General features: G+C 44.3%; 25 protein-coding genes. 17 read left to right on the forward strand and 8 right to left on the reverse strand.

Going from position 1 to position 24,408, the window contains the following annotated elements:
* The 3 genes from HMPREF9065_RS01560 to HMPREF9065_RS01550 form a co-directional block, all read left to right on the forward strand.
* Positions 1-296: helix-turn-helix domain-containing protein (locus tag HMPREF9065_RS01560; protein ID WP_021616811.1), on the forward strand; the 296-nt coding region annotated here is incomplete at its 5' end.
* A 151-nt stretch (positions 297-447) separates the two neighbouring features.
* On the forward strand, positions 448-633 hold the full coding sequence (locus HMPREF9065_RS01555) for a hypothetical protein (protein WP_021616812.1): 186 nt from the start codon (positions 448-450) through the stop codon (positions 631-633).
* Positions 626-922, forward strand: a complete 297-nt coding sequence (locus tag HMPREF9065_RS01550; RefSeq protein WP_021616813.1) for a type II toxin-antitoxin system RelE/ParE family toxin — start codon at positions 626-628, stop codon at positions 920-922. The genes HMPREF9065_RS01555 and HMPREF9065_RS01550 overlap by 8 nt, the downstream gene beginning before the upstream one ends.
* A 1,024-nt stretch (positions 923-1,946) precedes the next feature.
* On the opposite strand, the gene HMPREF9065_RS01545 is transcribed toward HMPREF9065_RS01550, so the two are convergent.
* The 5 genes from HMPREF9065_RS01545 to rpsU all read right to left on the reverse strand — a co-directional run bounded on the left by HMPREF9065_RS01545 (position 1,947) and on the right by rpsU (position 6,917).
* On the reverse strand, positions 1,947-2,240 hold the full coding sequence (locus tag HMPREF9065_RS01545) for a hypothetical protein (protein WP_021616817.1): 294 nt from the start codon (positions 2,238-2,240) through the stop codon (positions 1,947-1,949).
* Complete coding sequence (locus HMPREF9065_RS10240; protein WP_021616818.1) at positions 2,230-2,397, reverse strand: hypothetical protein; 168 nt, start codon at positions 2,395-2,397, stop codon at positions 2,230-2,232. The genes HMPREF9065_RS01545 and HMPREF9065_RS10240 overlap by 11 nt, the downstream gene beginning before the upstream one ends.
* Before the next feature lie 489 nt (positions 2,398-2,886).
* Entirely contained in the window at positions 2,887-4,746 is a 1,860-nt protein-coding gene (gene rpoD, locus HMPREF9065_RS01540) for an RNA polymerase sigma factor RpoD (RefSeq protein ID WP_021616821.1), read from the reverse strand.
* Positions 4,747-4,821: 75 nt separating this feature from the next.
* The gene (gene dnaG / locus HMPREF9065_RS01535) at positions 4,822-6,582 is read right to left on the reverse strand and encodes a DNA primase (protein WP_021616822.1); all 1,761 of its coding nucleotides are present in this window, start codon (positions 6,580-6,582) and stop codon (positions 4,822-4,824) included.
* A gap of 119 nt (positions 6,583-6,701) precedes the next feature.
* Positions 6,702-6,917 carry a 30S ribosomal protein S21 gene (gene rpsU, locus HMPREF9065_RS01530; RefSeq protein WP_005701713.1) on the reverse strand — a complete coding sequence of 72 codons (216 nt, stop codon included), beginning with the start codon at positions 6,915-6,917 and terminating at the stop codon, positions 6,702-6,704.
* 224 nt (positions 6,918-7,141) lie between these two features.
* Between rpsU and tsaD the strand changes: the two genes are divergently transcribed.
* A complete protein-coding gene (gene tsaD / locus HMPREF9065_RS01525; RefSeq protein ID WP_021616824.1) occupies positions 7,142-8,170 on the forward strand; it encodes a tRNA (adenosine(37)-N6)-threonylcarbamoyltransferase complex transferase subunit TsaD in 1,029 nt (342 codons plus the stop codon).
* 147 nt (positions 8,171-8,317) lie between these two features.
* On the opposite strand, the gene HMPREF9065_RS01520 is transcribed toward tsaD, so the two are convergent.
* Positions 8,318-8,995 (reverse strand): YtjB family periplasmic protein, encoded by a 678-nt coding sequence (locus HMPREF9065_RS01520; protein ID WP_033002733.1) that lies wholly within the window; start codon positions 8,993-8,995, stop codon positions 8,318-8,320.
* A gap of 77 nt (positions 8,996-9,072) precedes the next feature.
* Here HMPREF9065_RS01520 and serB point away from each other — a divergent pair, with 77 nt between their 5' ends.
* The 3 genes from serB (at position 9,073) to raiA (ending at position 11,027) form a co-directional block, all read left to right on the forward strand.
* Positions 9,073-10,017 (forward strand): phosphoserine phosphatase, encoded by a 945-nt coding sequence (serB, locus tag HMPREF9065_RS01515; protein WP_021616826.1) that lies wholly within the window; start codon positions 9,073-9,075, stop codon positions 10,015-10,017.
* Between the two features lie 10 nt (positions 10,018-10,027).
* The gene (locus HMPREF9065_RS01510) at positions 10,028-10,519 is read left to right on the forward strand and encodes a YajQ family cyclic di-GMP-binding protein (RefSeq protein ID WP_021616827.1); all 492 of its coding nucleotides are present in this window, start codon (positions 10,028-10,030) and stop codon (positions 10,517-10,519) included.
* A 184-nt stretch (positions 10,520-10,703) separates the two neighbouring features.
* Complete coding sequence (gene raiA / locus HMPREF9065_RS01505; RefSeq protein WP_021616828.1) at positions 10,704-11,027, forward strand: ribosome-associated translation inhibitor RaiA; 324 nt, start codon at positions 10,704-10,706, stop codon at positions 11,025-11,027.
* Positions 11,028-11,172: 145 nt separating this feature from the next.
* On the opposite strand, the gene HMPREF9065_RS01500 is transcribed toward raiA, so the two are convergent.
* On the reverse strand, positions 11,173-11,985 hold the full coding sequence (locus HMPREF9065_RS01500; RefSeq protein WP_021616829.1) for a Cof-type HAD-IIB family hydrolase: 813 nt from the start codon (positions 11,983-11,985) through the stop codon (positions 11,173-11,175).
* A 150-nt stretch (positions 11,986-12,135) separates the two neighbouring features.
* Here HMPREF9065_RS01500 and HMPREF9065_RS0109580 point away from each other — a divergent pair, with 150 nt between their 5' ends.
* The 6 genes from HMPREF9065_RS0109580 to HMPREF9065_RS01475 all read left to right on the forward strand — a co-directional run bounded on the left by HMPREF9065_RS0109580 (position 12,136) and on the right by HMPREF9065_RS01475 (position 17,256).
* A complete protein-coding gene (locus tag HMPREF9065_RS0109580; protein ID WP_033002741.1) occupies positions 12,136-12,822 on the forward strand; it encodes a DNA utilization protein GntX in 687 nt (228 codons plus the stop codon).
* A gap of 102 nt (positions 12,823-12,924) precedes the next feature.
* Positions 12,925-13,509 carry a Fe-S biogenesis protein NfuA gene (gene nfuA / locus HMPREF9065_RS01495; protein WP_021616831.1) on the forward strand — a complete coding sequence of 195 codons (585 nt, stop codon included), beginning with the start codon at positions 12,925-12,927 and terminating at the stop codon, positions 13,507-13,509.
* Between the two features lie 114 nt (positions 13,510-13,623).
* Positions 13,624-14,139: a peptide deformylase gene (def, locus tag HMPREF9065_RS01490; RefSeq protein WP_021616832.1), complete on the forward strand. Its 516-nt coding sequence runs from the start codon at positions 13,624-13,626 to the stop codon at positions 14,137-14,139.
* Between the two features lie 77 nt (positions 14,140-14,216).
* Positions 14,217-15,119, forward strand: a complete 903-nt coding sequence (rdgC, locus tag HMPREF9065_RS01485) for a recombination-associated protein RdgC (protein ID WP_033002734.1) — start codon at positions 14,217-14,219, stop codon at positions 15,117-15,119.
* Between the two features lie 39 nt (positions 15,120-15,158).
* Positions 15,159-16,217, forward strand: coding sequence for a protease SohB (gene sohB, locus HMPREF9065_RS01480; RefSeq protein WP_021616834.1), 1,059 nt, complete (start codon positions 15,159-15,161; stop codon positions 16,215-16,217).
* A gap of 211 nt (positions 16,218-16,428) precedes the next feature.
* The gene (locus HMPREF9065_RS01475) at positions 16,429-17,256 is read left to right on the forward strand and encodes an OmpA family protein (RefSeq protein ID WP_021616835.1); all 828 of its coding nucleotides are present in this window, start codon (positions 16,429-16,431) and stop codon (positions 17,254-17,256) included.
* Between the two features lie 101 nt (positions 17,257-17,357).
* Here the strand turns inward: HMPREF9065_RS01475 and HMPREF9065_RS01470 are convergent, their stop codons facing one another.
* Complete coding sequence (locus HMPREF9065_RS01470) at positions 17,358-18,245, reverse strand: fructosamine kinase family protein (RefSeq protein WP_021616836.1); 888 nt, start codon at positions 18,243-18,245, stop codon at positions 17,358-17,360.
* 238 nt (positions 18,246-18,483) lie between these two features.
* On the opposite strand from HMPREF9065_RS01470, the gene thrS reads away from it, so the two are divergent.
* From thrS to trkA, 4 genes are all read left to right on the forward strand, one after another.
* Positions 18,484-20,415, forward strand: coding sequence for a threonine--tRNA ligase (gene thrS / locus HMPREF9065_RS01465; protein WP_021616837.1), 1,932 nt, complete (start codon positions 18,484-18,486; stop codon positions 20,413-20,415).
* Positions 20,416-20,604: 189 nt separating this feature from the next.
* Positions 20,605-21,561: a methionyl-tRNA formyltransferase gene (gene fmt / locus HMPREF9065_RS01460; RefSeq protein ID WP_033002735.1), complete on the forward strand. Its 957-nt coding sequence runs from the start codon at positions 20,605-20,607 to the stop codon at positions 21,559-21,561.
* Complete coding sequence (rsmB, locus tag HMPREF9065_RS01455) at positions 21,561-22,922, forward strand: 16S rRNA (cytosine(967)-C(5))-methyltransferase RsmB (RefSeq protein ID WP_021616840.1); 1,362 nt, start codon at positions 21,561-21,563, stop codon at positions 22,920-22,922. Before fmt ends, rsmB begins: the two co-directional genes overlap by 1 nt.
* 22 nt (positions 22,923-22,944) lie before the next feature.
* Entirely contained in the window at positions 22,945-24,321 is a 1,377-nt protein-coding gene (trkA, locus tag HMPREF9065_RS01450) for a Trk system potassium transporter TrkA (RefSeq protein ID WP_021616841.1), read from the forward strand.
* Positions 24,322-24,408 lie beyond the last annotated feature (87 nt).

Raw genomic sequence — 24,408 nt, forward strand, 5'->3', positions numbered from 1 at the left:
AGAAAATCAATATTGCCGAACACGAATTCACCGGCGAAGAAATCGGCGAGCTGTTGTTAAGCTCCGTACGCCAAATTAAGACCGGGCAATGCCGTGAGCGCGAGATCACCAATGAGGCAATTGCCGCACGCAAAAACACCGGGTTGTCGCAATCCGCCTTTGCGCAACTTATGGGAATTTCCGTCCGCACGTTACAAGGCTGGGAACAAGGCAGACGCAAACCCACAGGCGCAGCAGCAACGTTATTAAAAATCGCCACCCACCACCCCGATGTATTATTGGAGCTTGCCGGTTAAGCGCGCCTTTCGCACTCCGTCGCGTGTATCTTGGTGCACGACAGATTTCCCTTATGAGCGTGTTTTTTCGTGCAACGAGTTGCACGCTACGGGAGTTGATTTTGTGGGTGCTCAAGATTATAGTAAAACGTAATTTATTGAGGAGAAAACAATGTTGCTGACTGAAAAAGGGTATGACGCATTTTTAGCTGAGAATATTGCACGAGGCAATGAGGATATTCTGATGGGGCGTTGTCATTCGTTAGAAGAGGCGCGCGCAACATGGCAACAAACCATTCAACAGAAAGCGGCTGAACTCGCGCAGTTGGATGAGCAACATGAGTCGGTTTATGGCTAATGTGATTTTGTCTAAACTCGCCACAGACAATATCAATGAAATCCTCGCCAATGTTTACGAATTCACCGGGTTTATTTCCACACCGGAAAAACTCCTCGCCGAATTTGAAAAAACTTTCCGCTTGATTGCCTTTATGCCTGATGCCATCGGTCGTTTGCGCGAGGACGGTGAGCGTGAAGCCTTTTGTCGAAATTATCGTATTATTTATCGCGTTGTTGAAGAAACCGTGTATATCAAAACGGTAGTTCATAGCCGCCGGCTTTATCCCCAACCCTCATTTTCACCTTAAGTCCGTAGCCTGTATTCACGATTTCGTGCGTAGCCTGTATTCACGATTTCGTGCGTAGCGTGCATCTTGATGCGCGAAAAATTTCACCTCGATGCGGAATAAAGTGCGGTGGTTTTTGAGCGTGTTTTTTGAGGCAATCCGGCGTTGCGGGGTGGGTTTCGTTGATTGACAATTTTTTTGTGATACGCCATAATTTTGAAGAACTGGGGGACTCGTCCTCCCCCAGTAAGTTATCGAGTTAGTAAGCCGGCAAAGACCAGAGCAACAACACGATAACTAGGATAATGGTCTTCAACATTATATTATCCTCTTCATTGTAAGGTTTAAGCCTTACACTCACTTTCAAGATTACCCCTTGAAAGTGAAATTATTATGGTTCGGCACACCGAATTCATCAAGATGTCTTTTAAGAAAGCCCGATAATCAATTATCGGGCTTTTTATTTCGCTTTTGATGGCGCACGCTTCACAGCGTGTGCCGATAACCGAATATAAAAGGCACGCGTTAGGAAACGCGCGCCATCAAAAAGGGTTATTCCATATTGTAGCGTGCATCTTGATGCACGAATGATTTTCCCTTATGAGCGTTTTTATTCGTGCAACAAGTTGCACACTACGGGAGATTATTGTGATAATAATTCATATAAAAAAAGATGCCTGACGGCATCTTTTTTAGCACTAGGGTAGTCCTCACCTCATTAAGTAGCACTTATGGCAGCTTACGCCTTCTTTTGTAAGATAAGCATTTTTTGTGTTGGTTTCAAGCCGATTTCAGGCATTTCATTTAAAATTCGCACGTTGTTTGCCGTTTCGTACGTAGCGTGCATCTTGATGCACGAAAGAATCACGCACGGAACGTTATTCACCACCTTTCGGGTATTCATGATTTCGTCTGTAGCGTGCATCTTGATGCACGAAAGATTTTCCCTTATGAGCGTTTTTATTCGTGCAACAAGTTGCACGCTACGGGAGAGAATGATTTAACCTCGGTGCGTGATTTGCGATTTCGTGCAACAAGTTGTACGCTACGGGGTAGAATAATGTTGTTGTTTTGCGGATTTGAAATCAATGATGTAAACGGTGTGTACGCCAACAAGAAATTTAACGGCGTATTTACCATTCAATATTGAAATTTCTTTTTTCTTTCTGAGCCGGTAAACGTCTGCTGTGTAGGAAAGCTTGTCTATTTCGCTTTTAACGGCATCGTAAAAATGCTCTGCGATAAGCCTATTTTGGGATTGTTGTAGAATGTAGCGAGCTTGGTTGCGTAATTTTTCCTCCGCCATGCTATGCCATTTAATGAGGTAATCAAACTTCATCTAGCTTTAATTCTCGGCGTAAATCAATCATCACTTGTTCGTGAGAAATTGTTTTCACTATGCCTTTTTCTAGTTGTTCGAGCAAATGTTGCTCTTCTTCGGTGTAATATGTCTCTTTTTGCTTAAATACAGGCGGAGATGAGAGGGTGATTTGCATAGGATTCCCTGTTCGTTGAAGTTTGGTTTCATTCTACAATTCCTGCAATTATCACGCAAGCCATCCATAAAGTGCGGTGATTTTTGAGCGTATTTTTACGTTGTGTGTATTTCGTGCGTAGCGTGCATCTTGATGCACGACCGAAGCACGCACGGAACGCTATTCAACCTCTTTCGGGTATTTATGATTTCGTACGTAGCGTGCAACTTGTTGCACGAATGAATAACGTACGTAGTGTTTTTATTTCATGTGTAGCGTGCATCTTGATGCACGAATGATTTCCCTCACGACCGTTTTTTATTCGTGCAACAAGTTGCACGCTACGGGGAGAATGATTTAACCTCGGTGCGTGATTGACGATTTCGTGCAACGAGTTGCACGCTACGGGGATTCAATTTGCACAATGTGTTGTTGCACTCTACGGGCAAATAAAAAGAGAGGAAGGTTTCCTTTCCTCTCTTTGTTTGGTGTTGTGCGTTGATGTGCTCGCTATTCATCCAAGAAGCTGCGTAAGGTTTCGGAGCGGCTTGGGTGGCGCAATTTGCGTAGTGCTTTGGCTTCGATTTGACGAATACGTTCACGGGTTACATCGAATTGTTTGCCGACTTCTTCTAATGTGTGGTCGGTGTTCATGTCGATACCGAAACGCATACGAAGCACTTTCGCTTCACGTGGCGTTAAGCCTTCCAACACTTCGTGTGTGGCGGCTTTTAGGCTTTGTGCGGTGGCGGAATCCAATGGCAGTTCCAAGGTGGAATCTTCAATGAAATCGCCTAAATGGGAGTCGTCATCATCGCCGATTGGGGTTTCCATTGAAATCGGTTCTTTGGCGATTTTCAGCACTTTGCGGATTTTGTCTTCCGGCATTCCCATGCGCTCTGCCAGTTCTTCCGGTGTGGCTTCACGTCCCATTTCTTGCAACATTTGGCGAGAAATACGATTGAGTTTGTTGATGGTTTCAATCATATGCACCGGAATGCGAATGGTGCGTGCTTGGTCGGCGATAGAGCGCGTAATCGCCTGACGAATCCACCAGGTGGCATAAGTGGAGAATTTGTAACCACGGCGGTATTCAAATTTATCCACGGCTTTCATTAAGCCGATATTGCCTTCTTGAATTAAATCAAGGAACTGCAAGCCACGGTTGGTGTATTTTTTCGCAATGGAAATCACCAAACGCAGGTTCGCTTCTACCATTTCTTTTTTGGCACGGCGCGCTTTGAGTTCGCCTTGCGAAATGCGTTCGCAAATGTCTCGAATTTGCTGAATGGTGAGGTTGGTGTCTTGTTCAATTTGAACTAAGTTGGCAATCGCCTGACGTAAGTCCGCTTCATATTGCACTAATTTTTCCGACCAAGACTTTCCTGCCGCTAAGGCTTTCACCAGCCAAACGTCTTGGGTTTCGTGTCCGATAAAGCTTTTTTGGAAAGTCGCTTTTGGCATTTTGGCATTATCCACCATGATTCTTTGAATGGTGCGTTCTTGGTTGCGCACTTGCTTCATGATGTCGCGCATACGCAACACTAAAGCATCAAACTGTTTCGGCACTAAGCGGAATGTGGTGAAAATCTCGGATAATACTTGAATTTCCGCTTTGGTTTTGGCTGAGGTGCGACCGTGTTTTGCAATGCTTGCCAGTGTTTTTTGATGTTGATCTTTAAGTGCGGTGAATTTTTCGCGCGCAACTTCAGGATCAATGCTGTTATCACTGTCGCTTTCATCGCTGCTATTTTCTTCGTTGCCTTCTTCGTCCTCTAATTCCTCTGTCGCATCGACACTTTCGCTTTCTTCATCTGACGCGAAGGTTTCTTCTAATTCGGCATTGTCGGCTTCGGTGATGACGTTCGGATCAACAAAACCGGTAATCAAATCCGCTAAGCGGGCTTCCCCTCTTTCCACTGCGTCATATTGTTCAATGAGATGGGTAATGGCTTCAGGATAGGCAGCAACGGCGCTTTGCACTTCGTTGATGCCTTCTTCGATGCGTTTGGCGATGTCAATTTCGCCCTCGCGGGTGAGCAATTCCACGCTTCCCATTTCGCGCATATACATCCGCACAGGATCGGTGGTACGACCGAGTTCTGCTTCTACGCTAGATAACACTTGGGTGGCTTCTTCGACAACATCTTCATCAGCGATATTTTCGTTGAGCATCAGATCATCGGCATCCGGTGCGGCTTCCAACACCTGAATGCCCATGTCGTTAATCATTTGAATAATATCTTCAATCTGATCCGCATCGACTAATTCTTCAGGCAGGCTGTCATTGACCTCGGCATAAGTTAAATAACCTTGCTCTTTCCCTTGTGCGATGAGTAGTTTCAATTGAGATTGTGGATTTTGATCCATATTTAATATCCGCCTTGCTGACTTATTTAGTGAAGATAAAATGCTAGGGATTTTAGCATTCTTACTAGGGTTTAACTATTTCTTTTCTTGTTTTTTTACTAACAAATGTGAAAGCTCTTGCTTTTCGTTAAGATCCAAGCCTTCCGCACGATCTTTTGCAATGAGCCATTGGATGCGCTTATCCACCAGTTGCAGATAAAAATAACGCAATGTTTCGCGAAACGTATCTTCGATCTTATCGTCTTCAATCAAATGGTTCCACGCCAGCAATTTTTCAAGCGTCCCTTGTTGGGGTGTATCGCGCCAATGCTCCAGCAGTTGACCGGCACTAATACCAATTTTTTCACGACAAAGTGCGGTCAGTTCTGCGAGTAAATCGTAGCCCGGCTCGTCTAAGTTTTTGAGCGGTTCCAAATCCGGTATGAATTTCACCAATTCCGGATTTTGTAACAATAACGCAATGAGAATCCGCATTGGCGTGCGCTTGAACTGCATGGTCGGCACGGTGGTTTCATTGTGTGGTTTGGCAGGATTCGGGAGCAGACTTTCCAGCTGTGTCGGATCCAAAATTCCTAATTTTTTCGCCAGCGTATTACGCAAATCCAACCGCAATACATCGCCCGGAATTTGCTTAATTAGCGGAATCGCCAGTGCGGCAAGTTTCGCTTTGCCCTCTTTTGAAGAAAAATCCACTTGCGGAGTTAAGTGCGCAAACAAGAATTCGCTCAAAGATTGCGCGTTCTCAATGTATTCCTCGAAGCCTTGTTTACCGTATTGACGAATGAAGCTATCAGGGTCTTCATCGTCCGGTAAAAAGATAAATTTTAGCTGCCGTCCGTCTTCTAAATAAGGCAACGCATTTTCTAAGGCGCGCCATGCGGCATCTCGTCCCGCGCGGTCGCCGTCATAACAGCAAATCACTTGTTCTGTGGAGCGAAAAAGTAATTGAATTTGTTCCGAGGTCGTGGAAGTACCAAGAGACGCCACAGCATAATTGACACCAAATTGGGCTAATGCCACCACGTCCATGTAACCTTCAACCACCAGCAGTTTTTGGGGCGAATCGTCCGCCTGTAGCGCTTCAAATAAACCGTAGAGTTCACTGCCTTTGTGGTAGGTGACGGTTTCCGGTGAGTTTAAATATTTCGGTTTTTCATCGGTTAACACGCGCCCACCAAACGCGACCGTACGCCCACGACGATCACGAATGGGGAACATAATCCGATTACGGAATTTGTCGTACACATTGCCACGATCATTGCGCGACAGCATGCCTAAATCGAACAGTTTTTGTTGCTCTTCACGGGTTTTACCGAATTGACGATATACGGTATCCATGGCGTTTGGCACATAACCGATTTGAAAACGGTCAATGATTTCCGCTGACAATCCGCGTTGTTGCAGATAACTTTGTGCCGGAATATTTAACGGCAATTGTTGCTGATAAAATTTGGCGATTTCCTGCATTAACTCATATAGATTTCGCTTAGTTTGGAAATTAACCTGCTTGCCGTTATCGTTAAAGTGCGGTCGTTTTTCGTAGGGAATTTCCAAGCCGAGAAAACCTGCCAGTTCTTCCACCGCCTCTACAAATTCCAGCTTGTCATATTCCATTAAAAAGGAAATGGCATTACCGTGTGCACCGCAACCAAAGCAATGATAAAACTGCTTTTTATCGCTGACGGTAAAAGACGGTGTTTTTTCATGGTGAAACGGGCAACAGGCTTGATAATCACGGCCGGCTTTTTTCAGTTTTACGCGGGAATTAATTAAATCGACGATGTTAGTTTTGGTTAAAATATCGTCTATAAATGTGCGGGGAATGGAACCTTTCATCGAGTATTCTGCCTCTTATTGTGAATGAAATATGAGCCTAACTGATGAGATTAAGAGAAAATAAAACCGTGAGCCTTGGAAGATTCACGGTTTGAATAACTCGAGTTAAAATGCGGTTATTAGTATAAACGTGTATTACGTGCGTTTTCACGAGCAACGCGTTTTGCGTGACGTTTTGCGCGGGTGGCATTTTCACGTTTACGAATCGTTGTTGGTTTTTCGTAGAATTCACGAGCACGAACTTCTGCTAAGATACCAGCTTTTTCGCAAGAGCGTTTGAAACGACGTAATGCTACGTCAAAGGATTCATTTTCACGAACTTTAATTACAGGCATAAGCCAATCACCTCAATGAGTTTAATTAATTTAATTGCAATTTAAATTTTATTTGTTGCCGCAAGTTGCGGCAGATTCAATAAAGGTCGCAATTTTAATCCAACTTAACAGGAAAAGTAAAGGAAAGATTCGCCTTTTCCTGAAATCCGTGTTGATAAACTAGTTAAACCTGAGTAAAAAAGGTAAAATTTGTGGCATAAATCCAAGATAAACAGAGAATACCAATGCGAATTTTAGGCATCGAAACGTCCTGTGATGAAACAGGCGTTGCCATTTATGACGAAGAAAAAGGCTTGATCGCCAATCAGCTCCATACCCAAATTGCGCTACACGCCGATTACGGCGGCGTTGTACCGGAACTTGCCTCGCGCGATCATATCCGCAAACTCGCCCCCTTATTACAGGCTGCACTTGAAGAAGCCCATCTCACCGCCAAAGACATTGACGGCATCGCTTATACCAGTGGCCCCGGCTTGGTTGGTGCGTTGTTAGTGGGCTCTACCGTGGCGCGTTCTTTAGCCTATGCGTGGAATATCCCTGCCATCGGCGTACATCATATGGAAGGGCATTTACTGGCGCCGATGCTGGAAGAAAATCCACCGCACTTTCCTTTTGTGGCGTTGTTAGTGTCCGGCGGACATACCCAATTAGTGCGTGTGGATGGTGTTGGACGCTACGAATTATTAGGCGAATCTATTGATGATGCCGCCGGGGAGGCGTTTGACAAAACGGCAAAATTACTCGGTTTGGATTATCCCGGTGGCGCGGCACTGGCACGTTTAGCGTTAAAGGGTACGCCGAATCGTTTTGCGTTCCCTCGCCCAATGACCGATCGTCCCGGTTTGGATTTTAGTTTTTCCGGTTTAAAAACCTTTGCCGCCAATACGCTGCATCAAGTGGTGCAAGAAGAAGGGGAATTAACCGAACAAAGCAAAGCAGATATTGCTTATGCGTTCCAAGAGGCGGTGGTGGACACACTCGCTATCAAATGCAAGCGTGCGTTAAAGCAAACGAGCTTGAAGCGTTTAGTGATTGCCGGTGGCGTGAGCGCCAATAAACAGTTGCGCCAAACCTTGGCGGAGCTGATGCAACAATTCGGGGGTGAAGTGTTTTACCCACAACCGCAATTTTGTACCGATAACGGCGCCATGATTGCTTATGCCGGTTTTCTACGTTTAAAACAAGGACAGCAGCAAGATCTTGCCATCGAAGTGCGTCCCCGTTGGGCAATGACCGAATTAACCGCTGTTTAGCCCTCGACAAAAGTGCGGTAGAAAATTGAGGAGATTTCCCCCCGATTTTCTACCGCACTTTTACTTTCTTCTTTACTTCCTTTCTGCTTGAATTTTCTGCCGACATTTCTGCCGTGAGTTTCTATTGTCAGTTTCTACTGTAAATTTCTACCGCACTCGTCTTCTGCGCTGATGAAATAGCTTGCTCATGGATTGTGTAGCTTTATTGCTTGGCATTGGGGCTTTTTCTGCAACGTGAACACGGCTACGGTGATATTGGCTGAAGAAATAATGCAGGCTGCCGGCAAATAAGACACCCACTAAAAATACAATAATGATTTCGCCATAAAGCCGATGAAACATCTGATTAATTTTGCTTTTTGTCGATTGGGCATATTTGGCATCAAAAGTTACACGCAGAAAACCTTCTACACCGTTTGAAGAATAAATCGGTTCGACAATTTGTTGTGAATCCGTGTCTTTTTCTTCCGGTTTATCCAATCCCAATAAACTGCGGAGGTTCGGTGAGTTGGTGCTTTGCGCCAATAATTCGCCATTACGGGCATAAACGGCGGCGTCCAACACAAATTCCTCTTTGACGAAGTTATCTAAATTTTCCACCAGTTGTTCAGTTTTGGCATTATTAACTAACAACATTGAGAACAAACTGGCTTGTTGGCGCGCCAGTAAATGGGACACGTTCGCCACTTGGTTGACGCTGGAAAGCTGTGAGCCGATTCTGAACTGTTTTATACCAAATAAAATGATCGTCATGATGCCGGCACATAGCAACATAATGCCGAATAACATCATCCATTTCATCATTTTTTCTTTTACTAAATGCAAGTTATTTTCCCCAAAGATGGATAAGTAAGCTAGAATAAATCGCTTTTTTGAGAATCGCTACAATTTACAGGATTTTTATGCAAACACAAAATCTGACCGATATTCTTCGTCATTTTCCCTCGTTGCCCGCCCCATTAATTGCCGATCAACCTTGTGAAGCCACACAGGCATTTGTGCTTTATTCCGATAAGCTAAACTTCACAACGCTACAGGCTTTTCAACAAAAGTGCGGTGAAAATTTTTTGTGTTTTGCCGCATGGACGGTGTTGCATAACACCGTGGTGTTGCTCAAAGGCAACTGGAAAGCGGAATGGATTGGCATTGCCCATGAATTAGCACTGGATATCGCACCGCTCAACTTTCACGCCAGTTTGAAGCAAGCAGGATTATTGGTGATGGACATGGATTCCACTGCCATCCAAATTGAATGTATCGATGAAATCGCCAAACTTGCCGGCACCGGTGAGATGGTTTCCGCCATTACGGAACGCGCCATGCGTGGCGAGCTCGATTTTAGTCAAAGTCTGCGCCAACGGGTTGCCACCTTAAAAAACGCACCGGAAAGCATTTTGCAAGAGGTCAAACAGCATTTACCGCTGATGCCGGGATTGGTGGAAACAGTCAAAGAACTCAAAAATCACGGTTGGAAAGTGGCGATTGCTTCCGGTGGGTTTACCTATTTTGCCGAAGTATTACAACAAAAACTCGGCTTAGATTTTATTGCCGCCAATCAATTTGAAATTATTGACGGCAAACTTACCGGCAAGGTGCAAGGCGCCATTGTGGATGCGCAATACAAAGCGCAAACCTTACAACAGTTGGCACAGCAATTTAACATTGCCACTGAAAACACTGTTGCCATCGGCGACGGCGCCAACGATCTCGCCATGATGCAAGTTGCCGATGTCGGCGTGGCTTATCACGCCAAACCAAAAGTACAACAATTGGCGCAAGTTATCGTCAATTTCACCGATTTAACCGCACTTTTATGTATTTTAAGTGCAAACGACAAAATGAAATAAGGAGAAAACCATGCCATCATTCGACATTGTTTCCGAAATCAGCGGACACGAAATCCGCAACGCCGTGGAAAACGCCAACCGCGAACTCACTAACCGTTGGGACTTCCGTAACGTACAAGCCGCAATTGAATTTAACGAAAAAAACGAAACTATTAAAGTGAGCAGCGAATCAGATTTCCAAGTGGAGCAACTCATCGACATCTTACGTAACGCGTGTATTAAACGTAACATCGAATCCACTTCGTTAGACATTCCTGCCGACTATGAACACAGCGGCAAAACCTACAGCAAAGAAATCAAGCTGAAACAAGGCATTGAAACCGACATGGCGAAAAAGATCACTAAGTTAATCAAAGACTCCAAAATCAAAGTCCAAAGCCAAATCCAAGGCGAGCAAGTCCGCGTTACCGGCAAATCCCGCGATGATTTACAAGCCGTGATTCAACTCGTCAAAACCGCCGAGCTGGGACAACCTTTCCAATTCAATAATTTCCGCGATTAAAAACGCGTTCAAAAACGACCGCACTTTCACAATAAAAAACAAGGCCGCCACAATGGGCGGTCTTCTTTTTAGACATAGATCATATTTTTAAATATTTCCGCTTGAAAATCACAGGCAAGGTCACTATGTTAGAGATAAGGATTCAAACCGAGTCGTTCGACTCATTACACAAGAGGTAAATGCTATGACAGTGAATATCACCAGCAAACAAATGGACATCACCCCTGCAATCCGTGCGCATGTTGAAGAGCGTCTTGCCAAGTTGGACAAATGGCAAACTCAGTTGATTAATCCTCATTTTATTTTGAATAAAACCCCGAAAGGTTTTTCTGTGGAAGCCTCTATCGGCACGCCGAACGGCAATCTTTTAGCCACAGCAGAAGCAGAAGATATGTATAAAGCGATTAATGACGTTGAAGAAAAACTAGAACGTCAACTCAACAAATTACAACACAAAAGTGAAGCACGCCGTGCCGATGAGCGTTTAAAAGATTCGTTCAAAGAATAAGCGTTGACTCTACGAGACAGAAATGTTGTTGTAAAAACATAAAAATAAAACACCGCACTTTATTTTACGAGATAAAGTGCGGTTTGTTTTTAGTTAATATTTTCATTCGTGCAAAAGGCAGAAAGCGTATTGCCCAAAGGCGTGATTAATCAATCAAACCCGCCTTCATTAAAAAGCGATAAATGCCGTCTTGCTCAAGCGGTTCCGCCACATGATCGGCAATCGCTTTGAGTTTTTCATGGCCATTGCCCATGGCGACACCTACGCCCACGGTGTTTAGCATTTCCAAGTCATTTAATTGATCACCGAACGCCATCACATTGTCCATCTGTAATCCCAAATGTTTGACCACCGCTTGAATACCACGGGCTTTTGAGCCTTCCGCATCAAATAAATCCACAGAGTCTTCATGCCAACGCACCACACGTAAGCCATCTAATATGCCTGAATTTTGCACCAATTCATCCTGCTCTGCACGATAAAACGGCAACACTTGCCCAATATCGTTTCCTTCAAAAAAGGTTTTATCCACAATGTAATCTTTCAAAATCGGATCCATGGCGCATTGAACCACGGCATTCCGCTCTGAAACAGCGACCGTATGATCCGACACAAAGGCATAAGGCATATGATGCTGTTCAAAAAAATGTACCAAACGGCGAATTTTTTCTGTTGGAATCACATGTTTTTCAATGACTTGCCCGCGATAACTTGCCATCTGCCCGTTCATGGTCACAAATAAATCAATGCCTTCCTGCTCAATCACCTGATTTAATTTCTGTGGGAATGCACAACGCGTGCGCCCGGTGGCAATGGCTGGAATAATGCCATTTTCTTTCAACTTACGCATAAACACAGGCACCGTTGCCGGCAGGAAATCGCGGTGCTTCATAAACAACGTGTCATCGATATCAAAAAAGACCAGCTTAATTTGGTCGCGATAATTTGGAATCGTCATCTTCTTTCTCTTTTCTGTCAATGTCAGGCAAAACGGCTTGATTTTAGCATTTTTGCGAGGGAGATCCTAAAATTGCGCCCAAAAACCCCGAAAAAACACACCACACTTTATGATGAATCTGTTTTCTCTCAATCAAGTGCGGTCGTTTTTATGAACCTTTTTCAATCCTGCTGTGTGCATTGCCACACGCCACTGAAACTTGCCAAACACGGCTTATGTAGCCGTTGTAATCGAACGATTCGGCGTTTTCCTTATTGCGGTTGTTGCGGTGCGGAACTGAGGGAAAACGCCTTGCACTGCGGCAACTGTTTACAACAGGAACCGGCGTGGGATCGCATGGTCATCATCGGGCGTTATAACGAACCACTTTCCACGCTAATTCATCGGTTTAAATTTCAACGGCAATTTTGGCTGGATCGCACGCTGGCACGTTTATTATATTTAGCTATTCGCAATGCCCGTCGTACGCATGGATTAATGCTGCCTGAGGTGATTCTGCCGGTACCGCTACACCATTTTCGACAGTGGCAACGAGGGTATAATCAAGCCGATCTCTTGGCGCGCCAACTGGCTAAGTGGTTACACATTCCTTGTGTTAATGATGTGTTAATTCGCACCAAACGCACACCGACCCAACGGGGCTTGAGCGCCAAAGATCGGCGAAAAAACTTGAAAAATGCCTTCCAACTTTCCGCCAAACGCCGGCATTTTCCGTATCGCCATGTGGCATTAATTGACGATGTGATCACCACCGGTTCTACGTTAAACGAAATCGCCAAGTTATTACGCAAAGCCAATGTAACACATATTCAAGTGTGGGGGCTGGCGCGAACATAAAACGCATGATAAGGCATTTTTATTACACCAAAAGGTGGAAAAAAAACCGCATGAAGCGTATCATATCCGACAAATTTAATTAGGTTTTATTGTGGGGGCGTTATGCAACAAATTACTATTTCAGCGGAAGCACAAGCACATTTCCGCCGTTTATTAGATCAGCAGGAAGAAGGCACCAATATTCGTATTTTCGTCGTCAACCCGGGTACGCCAAGTGCCGAGTGCGGTGTGTCTTACTGCCCACCCAATTCGGTGGAAGCAAGCGATACCGAAATGAAATACGACACTTTTTCTGCCTTTGTGGATGACATTAGCCTACCGTTTTTAGAAGATGCCGAAATTGATTATGTGACGGAAGAATTAGGCGCACAACTCACCTTAAAAGCGCCAAATGCCAAAATGCGCAAAGTGGCAGACGATGCGCCGTTAATCGAACGCGTAGAATATGTGATTCAAACCCAAATTAATCCGCAATTAGCCAGCCACGGTGGTAAAATTACCTTATTGGAAATCACCGATGACGGCTATGCGATTCTACAATTCGGCGGCGGTTGTAACGGTTGTTCCATGGTAGATGTGACGTTGAAAGACGGCGTGGAAAAACAATTAATCAGCCTCTTCCCGAACGAACTCAAGGGCGCAAAAGACGTTACCGAACACCAACGTGGCGAACATTCTTATTATTAATAAAACAGCCGAGTGATTTGAGCCAAGTAAATGCCTTGGCTCTTTTTTTGTTCATAGGCATTTCAAGAAAAAAACGCTACAATACCGCACCTATTAACCCTTAAAAGAGAAGTTATGACCGCACTTAATGTATTAATTTACCCAGAAGATCACCTGAAAGTGGTGTGTGATCCCGTTGTGGATGTGAATGATGAGACACGCAACATTATTGATGATATGTTCGACACCATGTATCAGGAAGAAGGCATAGGTTTAGCCGCACCGCAAGTGGATATTTTGCAGCGCATTATTACCATTGATATTGAGGGCGATAAACAAAATCAGTTGGTATTCATCAATCCGGAAATTTTGGCATCCGAAGGGGAAACCGGTATTGAAGAAGGGTGTTTGTCGATTCCTGGCTTTCGTGCGTTAATTCCTCGCAAAGAAAAAGTCACCGTTAAAGCGCTCGATCGCAATGGTCATGAATTTACGCTGGAAGCTGACGGCTTATTGGCGATTTGTATTCAACATGAAATCGATCATCTCAACGGCATTTTGTTTGTGGATTATCTTTCTCCGCTCAAACGCCAACGAATTAAAGAAAAGCTTGTTAAATTGAAAAAACAACGCGAAAAACAAAAAGCATAGTAACCTCCCAAAGTGCGGTGATTTTTAACCGCACTTTTTTCATCCTGCCCTGTTGATGTAATGATTATAGGACTCTCATCATGTGGTTTAAAAATGCCCTGATTTATCGAATCACCAAACCGTTAGATTGGTCAATCGACACCCTTGCGCCACAGCTTGAACAACACCGCTATCAGCCTTGCGCACAATCGGACATCCTTAAGTTTGGTTGGTCAACGCCGTTGAAAGGCAGTGAATCCCTGTATTTTGCTGTGGGAAAACAGATTTTATTGCTTGCTCAAAAAGAAGAAAAAATGTTGCCGGCACACGTCATTAAACGTGAATTGGAGGCGCGCGTAGAAAAAATCGAACAGGCAGAAAACCGCAAGTTAAAAAAAGTGGAAAAACAAACCTTAAAAGACGATGTCATTGCCACGCTCTTGCCGCGCGCTTTTAGTAAATATCAACAAACTGCCTTGTGGATTGATGCGGAAAACCAGCTTATTTATGTTGATGCAGCGTCCGCTAAACGTGCAGAAGAGACGTTGGCATTGTTGCGTAAATCCTTAGGGTCGCTGCCGGTTGTGCCGTTAACGTTTGCCAACGAGCCGGGATTGGTGATGCAAGAATGGATTGCGCAAGGGCAGGTGCCGGAATGGCTAGTGCCATTGGAAGAAGCCGAGTTACGCGATGTCAACAATGGGGTTATTCGTTGTAAACAACACGCGCTGGATAGCGAAGACATCCTCACTCTCGTCCATTCCCGCTACGTGACGAAGCTGGCATTGGAATGGGAAGATCGCCTCAGTTTCGTGTTAAACGAAGACTGTAGCTTAAAGCGTCTCAAATTTGCCGGTGCCGTTCGGGAAAAAAATGACGATATTTTAAAAGAAGATTATGCCCAGCGTTTTGATGCCGATTTTGTGCTGATGACCGGTTTACTCAGTCAGCTCACTGAAAACCTCTTGCACGACTTCGGCGGCGAAAAAGTGCGGTTATAATTTAATATGAATTTCACTCGTTAATATAAGGAAAAAATAATGTGGTCAGAGATTTTTATTGGCTATGGCGTATTTATTTTAGAAGTGATTACGTTGCTTTTGATGGTTGTCGCCGTGGTAACAACGGTCATTTCAATTAAACAGAAAAAACACACACAACCCGGGGAATTGATTATCACGGATTTGTCCAAAACCCTTGAAGAAACCGGCAAGGCATTGCGTGAATTTCATTTTACCAATGACGAACTCAAAGCCGCAGAAAAAGCCGAAAAGAAAGCGGAAAAAATGAAAGCAAAAGCCTTGAAAGCACAGCGCAAAAAAGGCGGAGCAACACCAGCTGAACAAAAACCAACACTTTATGTGTTGAATTTTAAAGGGGATATTGCCGCCAGCGAAACCATGGCGTTAAGAGAGGAAATCAGTGCCATTATTCAAACTGCAAAGTCTGATGATGAGGTCTTGTTATGTTTAGAAAGCCCGGGCGGCATGGTGCATGGCTATGGCTTAGCTGCCTCACAGTTGGCACGTTTAAAACAGCATGACATTAAACTCACGGTCGCGGTAGATAAAGTGGCGGCGAGTGGCGGTTATATGATGGCCTGTGTTGCTGATAAAATTGTTTCTGCTCCCTTTGCGATTATCGGCTCAATCGGCGTGGTGGCACAGGTGCCAAACGTTCATCGTTTACTGAAAAAACATGATGTGGACGTAGATGTCATGACCGCGGGTGAATATAAACGCACGGTGACGATACTGGGAGAAAATACAGAAAAGGGAAAACAAAAATTCCAACAAGAATTAGACGAAACCCATCAACTGTTCAAACAATTTGTCGCTCAACATCGACCGCACTTAGACGTGGATCGTGTGGCAACAGGAGAACATTGGTTTGGGCAGCAGGCGTTGCAATTAAAACTGGTGGATGACATTATGACAAGCGATGATTTGTTATTGCAGGCAATAAAAGAAAAACACGTTGTTGCATTGCATTACGCTGTGAAAAAACCTTTCTTACAAATCCTCGGCAAGCAAGCGGAAGAAAGTGCGGGTAACCTATTGTTAAACTTAATAAAAAACAATAAACACACATTCATGTAAAACAAATTCTACGCTTGTTTCACAGAACATTAACAGCCCAATTAACTTATTGAGTTTGTTGGATTTGTCAACGTATTTATGCCAATTTTGTGTAAATCTGTGGAATTTTCCTGTTTTTTGTTTTACATGGATAAGAAAAGTTTGCTAATATGGGTCGCTTTTAACCAAAACTTACACATAAATCATTTCACTAACCTATAAGGTAAATTAAATGAAATTATCACATTTTTTACTTTCAGCTATCGCAGTCACGACGTTGGTTGGTTGCGGTAACCTCAGCAAAGTATCCAAAGAAGGGACACCTGTTGAGGGAACAGAGTTAGTGTGGCCGAAGATTGAAAAATCTAAGTTTAACCACGATGGCACACAACTCGGTTCATGGCCGAATTGGGATAATGTTCGTATGATCGAAAGAGGTATGAACAAAGACCAAATTTATAACCTCATCGGCGTACCTCATTTTAGCGAAGGCTTATTTGCTGTTCGTGAATGGGATTATGTATTTCACTATCGTGAAAACGGTGAGCATAAAATCTGCCAATACAAGATCTTATTTGACAAAAACATGGATGCCCAAAGCTTCTTCTGGTATCCAAACGGTTGTAATGGCAACTCCACATTTTCTTTAACGGCTGATTTCTTGTTTGACTTCGATAAAGATACCTTAACCGAACAAGGCAAATCCGTAGTAGATAACGTGGCAATGCAATTAAGATCGTCTCCAGCGAAAGAAGTAAGAGTCGCTGGTTATACTGACCGTTTAGGTTCTGAATCTTATAACTTGGATCTTTCCCAACGTCGTGCAGAACGTGTTAAATCACGTTTAATCGAACGTGGTATCGCGCTTCCAATTACGGCTATCGGTTACGGTAAAGCGCACCAAGTGAAAGCGTGTAACAGTGAAAAAGGTCAAGAATTAATTCGTTGTTTACACCCTAACCGTCGCGTTGAAATTACCTCTTTCAACACCTCCTCAGGCGCAATGCCAACATTGAAAGGTGTTCAAAGCGGACATCGCGATCCAGCGTACTTGTACTAAGTACGCATTGTCATATTGACATCAAGCTATTCCATAGAAAGGGCAATTTAATCTGCCCTTTCTTTTTCGTTTTTCTTAATCTTGCCTTTCCTCTTAATTCTTCAAATTTTTCTTTCAAGCGCCTCATAGCGTTGTAACACATCATGCACAAGCTTATTGGCCAGTGCCACATAGTTGCCATGAAAACGGCTACTGAAGTTAAGCAAATGATAAAGCTGATAAATGATTTTCCGCGCGTGATAACCTTCTTCTAACGGGAAAGTGCGGTGGTAATTTTCATAGAATTCCTGTGGGAACGGCTCGAATAATTCGGAAAAGGCTAAATCACATTCCCGATCGCCCCAATAGCATGCGGGATCATAGGTCACAGTATGGCCGTCAATGTTGGCGCAGTTTTCAATCCACAAGTTGCCATGTAAAAGCGAGGGTTTTGGCTGATGTTTTGCCAATAATGTAGCAACGGCTTTAATGATTTTTTCGTTATCCCCGAAATGCAGATTTTTCTCTGCGCAGAGTTGCAATTGCCAACCAATGCGTTGTTCACTGAAGAATTTCGCCCAATGGGAACCCCATTCATTCGGTTGATATTGCGGCCCGAGCCAGGTATCAAAAGATAAACCGTAATTTTCCGAACCTTGATATTGGTGCAAGTGTGCCAGTTGCTCGCCAAATTCTGCCATATTTTGTAGCGTATTCGGCTGCATTGCTAATCCTTCTAACAACAGAAAACTGTGATTTTGCGAACAACCGACACCATAGACTTCCGGCACACGAACGGTATTGGTTTTAGCCAACATGATTAACTGATCTGCTTCGGCACGGAACATAGAGCGGTAGGATTTTTCATTCATTTTCACAAAAACAGGTTGAATGCCATCATCAATAATCCAAGATTCATGCATTTCACCGGTGTGAATTTTGGTTTTGCTTTTAATGGAATAATAAGCACCAAATTGATCAGCTAAGACTTGAGAAATAGACTTCCACATACCTTGTTCCTTTTGCTAGTTAATCATAGGGATAGTGTAAAAGATTAGGAAAAAATTACTGTGACTCAAGTCAAAATTTGGACATTTGGTTGTCATTTTAAAATATGCTAGAATTTCGCACCGCACTTGATTTGTCCGCTTGTAAGGATGATAAAAGTGCGGTGCTTTTTTAAAATGTTTTTTAATGAAATGAAACAAGTTGCCTTGCGTATGGGTGACCACTGTATAAGGAAAATGTATGCCTATTATTACTTTACCTGACGGTTCACAACGTCAATTCGATAAACCAGTTACCGTATTAGAAGTTGCGCAAAATATTGGCGCAGGTCTTGCCAAAGCGACCATTGCCGGTCGTGTTAACGGTGAGCGTAAAGATGCCTGCGATCTGATTACCGAAGATAGCTCACTTGAAATTATTACCGCCAAAGATGAAGACGGCTTAGAAATTATCCGCCACTCCACGGCGCACTTGCTCGGTCATGCGATTAAACAATTGTTCCCAAATGTCAAAATGGCCATCGGCCCGACGATTGACAACGGTTTCTATTATGACGTGGATTTAGACCGCTCTTTAACCCAAGAAGATGTTGATGCCCTTGAAAAACGCATGTTGGAATTGGCGAAAACCAATTACGACGTGATTAAAACGCCGGTCAGTTGGCAAGAAGCAAGAGATACGTTTGAAAAACGTGGCGAGCCGTACAAAATGGCGATTCTAGATGAAAACATTGAACGTACCGCTACGCCTGCGCTTTATCATCACCAAGAATATGTTGATATGTGTCGTGGCCCGCATGTACCGAATATGCGTTTCTGCCATCATTTCAAATTACAAAAAATTGCCGGTGCCTACTGGCGCGGCGATAGCAAAAACAAAATGTTGCAGCGTATTTACGGTACTGCGTGGGCAGATAAAAAACAACTGGATGCCTATTTGCAACGTTTGGAAGAAGCGGCGAAACGTGACCACCGTAAAATCGGTAAAGCGCTTGATTTATACCACATGCAAGAAGAAGCGCCGGGCATGGTGTTCTGGCACAACGATGGCTGGACCATTTTCCGCGAATTGGAAACCTTCGTACGTACCAAATTAAAACAATACGATTATCAAGAAGTGAAAGGTCCGTTCATGATGGACCGCGTGCTGTGGGAAAAAACCGGTCACTGGCAAAACTACGGCGATTTGATGTTTACCACACAATCGGAAAACCGTGAATACGCCATCAAACCGATGAACTGCCCGGGACACGTTCAAATCTTTAACCAAGGGTTAAAATCTTATCGCGATTTACCGATTCGTATGGCGGAATTCGGTTCTTGCCACCGTAATGAGCCTTCCGGTTCTTTACACGGTTTAATGCGTGTACGCGGTTTCACTCAGGACGACGCCCATATTTTCTGTACCGAAGAGCAAATTGAAAGCGAAGTGACGAGCTGTATTCGCATGGTTTACGATATTTACAGCACCTTTGGCTTTACCAATATCTTCGTTAAACTTTCAACCCGTCCGGAAAAACGTATCGGTGCCGATGATATGTGGGATCGCGCGGAAGAAGGTTTGGCGAATGCGTTAAAACACAATGGTCTTGAATATGAAATTCAAGAAGGCGAAGGCGCGTTCTACGGTCCGAAAATTGAATTTGCTTTACGCGACTGCTTAGATCGTGAATGGCAGTGCGGTACAATCCAATTAGACTTTGCGCTACCGGGGCGTTTAAACGCCTCTTATGTGGCGGAAGATAATGATCGCCGTACGCCTGTTATGATTCACCGTGCGATTTTAGGTTCTATCGAACGTTTCATCGGTATCATCACCGAAGAATATGCAGGTTTCTTCCCTGCATGGTTAGCGCCAACGCAAGCGGTTGTGATGAACATCACTGACTCTCAATCTGAGTACGTGCAAGAAGTCGCGAAAAAGCTATCCGATGCAGGTTTACGCGTGAAAACCGATTTGCGTAACGAAAAAGTCGGTTTCAAAATCCGCGAACACACCTTACGCCGCGTGCCTTATATGCTGGTTTGTGGTGATAAGGAAATCGAAGCCGGCAAAGTGGCGGTGCGTACCCGTAAAGGTCAAGATCTCGGTACATTCACGGTGGAAGAATTCTTAGAGATTCTGAAAACACAGGTGAGAAATCGCGACTTAAAATTATTAGGCGAAGCGTAAGTTCCGCTATTTACGCAACCACATCAAAGTGCGGTTAAAATTAACCGCACTTTTTTTATGCCTGCCCTTGTTGCATAATAATTGACATTCAAGAAGCACTGTCGTATGCCCCGTGTTGCAGGAAAAGATCTGCACCACAGCATTCGCACCGCAAACGGTAAAATCACACTGACCATAACGTAGAACATGATGAAACCACTCAATATTCTCTTTGCCGGCACGCCGGACTTTGCTGCACAGCATTTACACGCTTTGCTCAATTCTTCCCATAACGTTATTGCCGTTTACACTCAGCCGGATAAACCTGCCGGACGGGGTAAAAAATTGCAAGCCAGCCCAGTGAAACAACTCGCCGAGCAACATCAAATTCCTGTCTATCAACCGAAATCCTTGCGAAAGCCGGAAGCCCAAGCTGAATTGCGTGCATTAAATGCGGATGTGATGGTTGTGGTAGCTTATGGCTTGATTTTACCTCAAGCCGTTTTGGATATGCCGACTTATGGTTGCTTAAACGTACATGGTTCTTTGTTGCCCCGTTGGCGTGGTGCTGCACCGATTCAACGATCAATTTGGGCAGGTGATACACAGACCGGTGTCACGATTATGCAAATGGATGCCGGTTTGGACACGGGCGATATGTTGCACAAAGTCTCTTGTGAGATTTTGCCGACAGAAACCTCCGCCAGTCTTTACAACAAATTGGCAGAACTTGCGCCACCGGCATTAATTGAGGTATTGGATCATTTAGGAAACGGTAAATTCACTGCGGAAAAACAAGATGACACCCAAAGTAATTATGCCGACAAACTTTCCAAAGAAGAAGCCAAGTTAAATTGGCAGCTATCGGCAGCACAACTGGAACGCAACATTCGCGCCTTTAATCCTTGGCCGATGGCTTATTTGGAATTAATGGATGGACAGAATAACCCGCAAACGCTGAAAGTGTATCAGGCAACCGTGTTGCCCCATGTAAATAACACGCCGGGGACGATTTTAGCCGCCGATAAACAGGGTATTCAAATTGCGACAGCGGATGGTGTATTGAATTTATTGCAATTACAACCGGCAGGCAAGAAACCGATGTCGGTGCAGGATTTATTAAACGGACGGGCTGATTGGTTCCAAGTAGGTAAGGTGCTTGCCTAATGGAAAATCAACGCTCCTCTAAAAAAACGCCTCCCAAAACCACCGCACTTTCGACGCGAGCGATAGCGGCGAAAGTGATTTTACAAGTGTTAGATGAAGGGAAATCCTTGTCCACCTTGATACCGGAAGCACAATCTTCGGTGAAAGCGCAAGATTTGCCGTTATTGCAAGAAATCTGTTTTGGTGTATGTCGCGTCTTGCCTCGTTTGGAACAAATCATCAAATGCCTTGTGGATAAGCCGCTTAAAGGTAAAACACGCATTGTGCATTGTTTGTTATTGGTCGGTTTATATCAGCTGCTTTATCTGCGAATCCCTGCGCATGCTGCGGTAGATGAAGTGGTGAATGCGACAAAATCCTTAAAATCTGACAGTTTTCGTGGTTTGGTGAATGGGGTGCTGCGTCGATTTTTGCGTGAACAAGAGGATATTCTTGCGATTGTGGATAAACATTGGCAAACGCTGCATCCCGATTGGTTTGTGAATAAACTGAAAAAGGTTCATCCGAACTGGCGCGAGATCATTGATGCCAATAATCAAAAGCCACCCATGTGGTTGCGGGTGAATACACAAAAAAACAGCTTGGAAACTTACCGCACTTTATTAGCAGCGCAGCAGATGGAAACGCAGGTGACGTCTCATCCGCAGGCACTGGGGTTAACTCAGCCGACAGCCGTGCAAAATTTACCGTTGTTTGCCGAAGGTGGTGTGACAGTCCAAGATCTTCATGCGCAATGGGCTGCGTTATTATTACAGCCACAAAATCATGAGGTTATTTTAGATGCCTGTGCGGCACCGGGCGGCAAAACCACCCATATTTTAGAATTGGCGCCGCAGGCTGATGTGATGGCGTTGGATGTGGAAGAAAACCGTTTACAACGGGTGAAAGAAAATTTAGCACGCATGCAGCAACAGGCGACTATCGTGTGTGGCGACGCAGCGAATCCACAAGCATGGCTAGATAAATTGGGTAAAAGTGCGGTGCGTTTTGACCGCATTTTATTAGATGCACCTTGTTCTGCCACCGGGGTAATTCGCCGTCATCCTGATATTAAATGGTTGCGTAAAGAGGCTGATATCGAGCAGTTAGTCGCTTTGCAAGGGCAGATTTTGGATGCATTGTGGCATTATTTAAAACCCAACGGGGTGTTGTTATATGCCACTTGTTCTGTGCTTGCGGAAGAAAATGCGCAGCAAATTGAGCGCTTTTTGCAAAAGACGCCGGACGCACAATTGGCGGCACTAGATCTGCCGCCTGATGTGCTGGCGCACAATCAAAGTGCGGTCGGTTTTCAGTTTATTCCACAAATTGACGGTGGCGATGGCTTTTATTATGCGAAATTGGTAAAACGTCAGGGCTAACGTTAGCCATGGAGAGAATCAAATGAAGATAATTATTTTAGGCGCCGGACAAGTGGGTTCGACCTTGGCAACGAATTTAGTGAGCGAAGATAATGACATCACGCTGGTTGACGATGAGTCGTTGAATTTAGAACATTTACAGGACAAACATGATTTACGCGTCATGCAAGGCCTCGCCTCCTCGCCTAAAATTTTGCGTGATGCCGGTGCGCCCGACGCAGATTTATTAATTGCCGTAACCAGTTCTGACGAAATTAACATGGTTGCCTGCCAAATTGCCTATACCTTATTTAATACGCCCACCAAAATTGCCCGTATTCGTAACAGTGAGTACTTGAAAGAAAAAGAAAAATTATTTTCTACCGATGCCTTTCCGATTGATCACATTATTTCTCCGGAAAATTTGGTCACGCAGGATATTGTCCGTTTAATTAGCTATCCCGGTGCATTACAGGTGGCGTATCTTGCGAAAGATAAGATCAGTTTGGTTGTGGTGAAAGCCTATTACGGTGGGCCGTTGGTGGGGTATTCCATTTCCACACTAAAAGAACATTTGCCGCACATTGATTGTCGTATCGTATCGATTTTGCGCCAAGATAAAGTCATTCGCCCACAGGGCTCAACAATCATTGAAGCCGGCGATGAAGTTACCTTTATTTGTGCCACCGTACACATTAAAGCGGTCATGAGTGAACTGCAACGCCTCGAAAAACCCTATAAGCGCGTAATGATTGTCAGTGGTGGGAATATCGGTGCCGGCGTCGCCAAACAACTGGAAGCCCATTGCTCGGTGAAACTCATTGAACGGAATGCCGAACGGGCAACTGCGCTGGCAGAAAAATTGTCAAAAACCTTAGTGTTTCACGGAGATGCCTCCGATCAAAACCTATTATTTGAAGAACATATTGAAAACATTGACGTGTTCCTTTCCCTTTCAAGTGACGATGAAGCGAATATTATGTCGGCGTTGCTTGCCAAGCGTCTTGGTGCGAAGAAAGCGATGGTATTAATTCAGCGTATGGCCTATATCAATTTGATTCAAGGCGGTACCATTGATATTGCCATTTCGCCACAGCAAGCCACGATTTCAGCCTTGTTAGGTCATGTCCGCAAAGGAGATGTGGCAAACGTCGTGTCTTTACGCCATGGTTTAGCAGAGGCATTAGAAATTGTGGTTCATGGCGATGAAAACACCTCCAATGTCATTGGCCGTGAAATAGGATCGCTGAAACTGCCGACCGGGACCTTAATCGGTGCTATTTTGCGTGACAATGATGTGATTATCGGCAACAGCCAAACGCTGATTCAAGAGGGCGATCATGTCATCGTGTATTTAAGTGAGAAAAAATACATTTCTGATGTGGAGAAATTATTCCAACCGAGTGCGTTCTTTATTTAAACAAGAAAAAATTGTGCTTCGGGCATAAACTGCCTATAATGTGCGCCTTTTCAACCCGTAGGGAGAATAGCCCTACGTATTTTCATG

The organism is Aggregatibacter sp. oral taxon 458 str. W10330 (assembly GCF_000466335.1).
GTDB lineage: Bacteria > Pseudomonadota > Gammaproteobacteria > Enterobacterales > Pasteurellaceae > Aggregatibacter.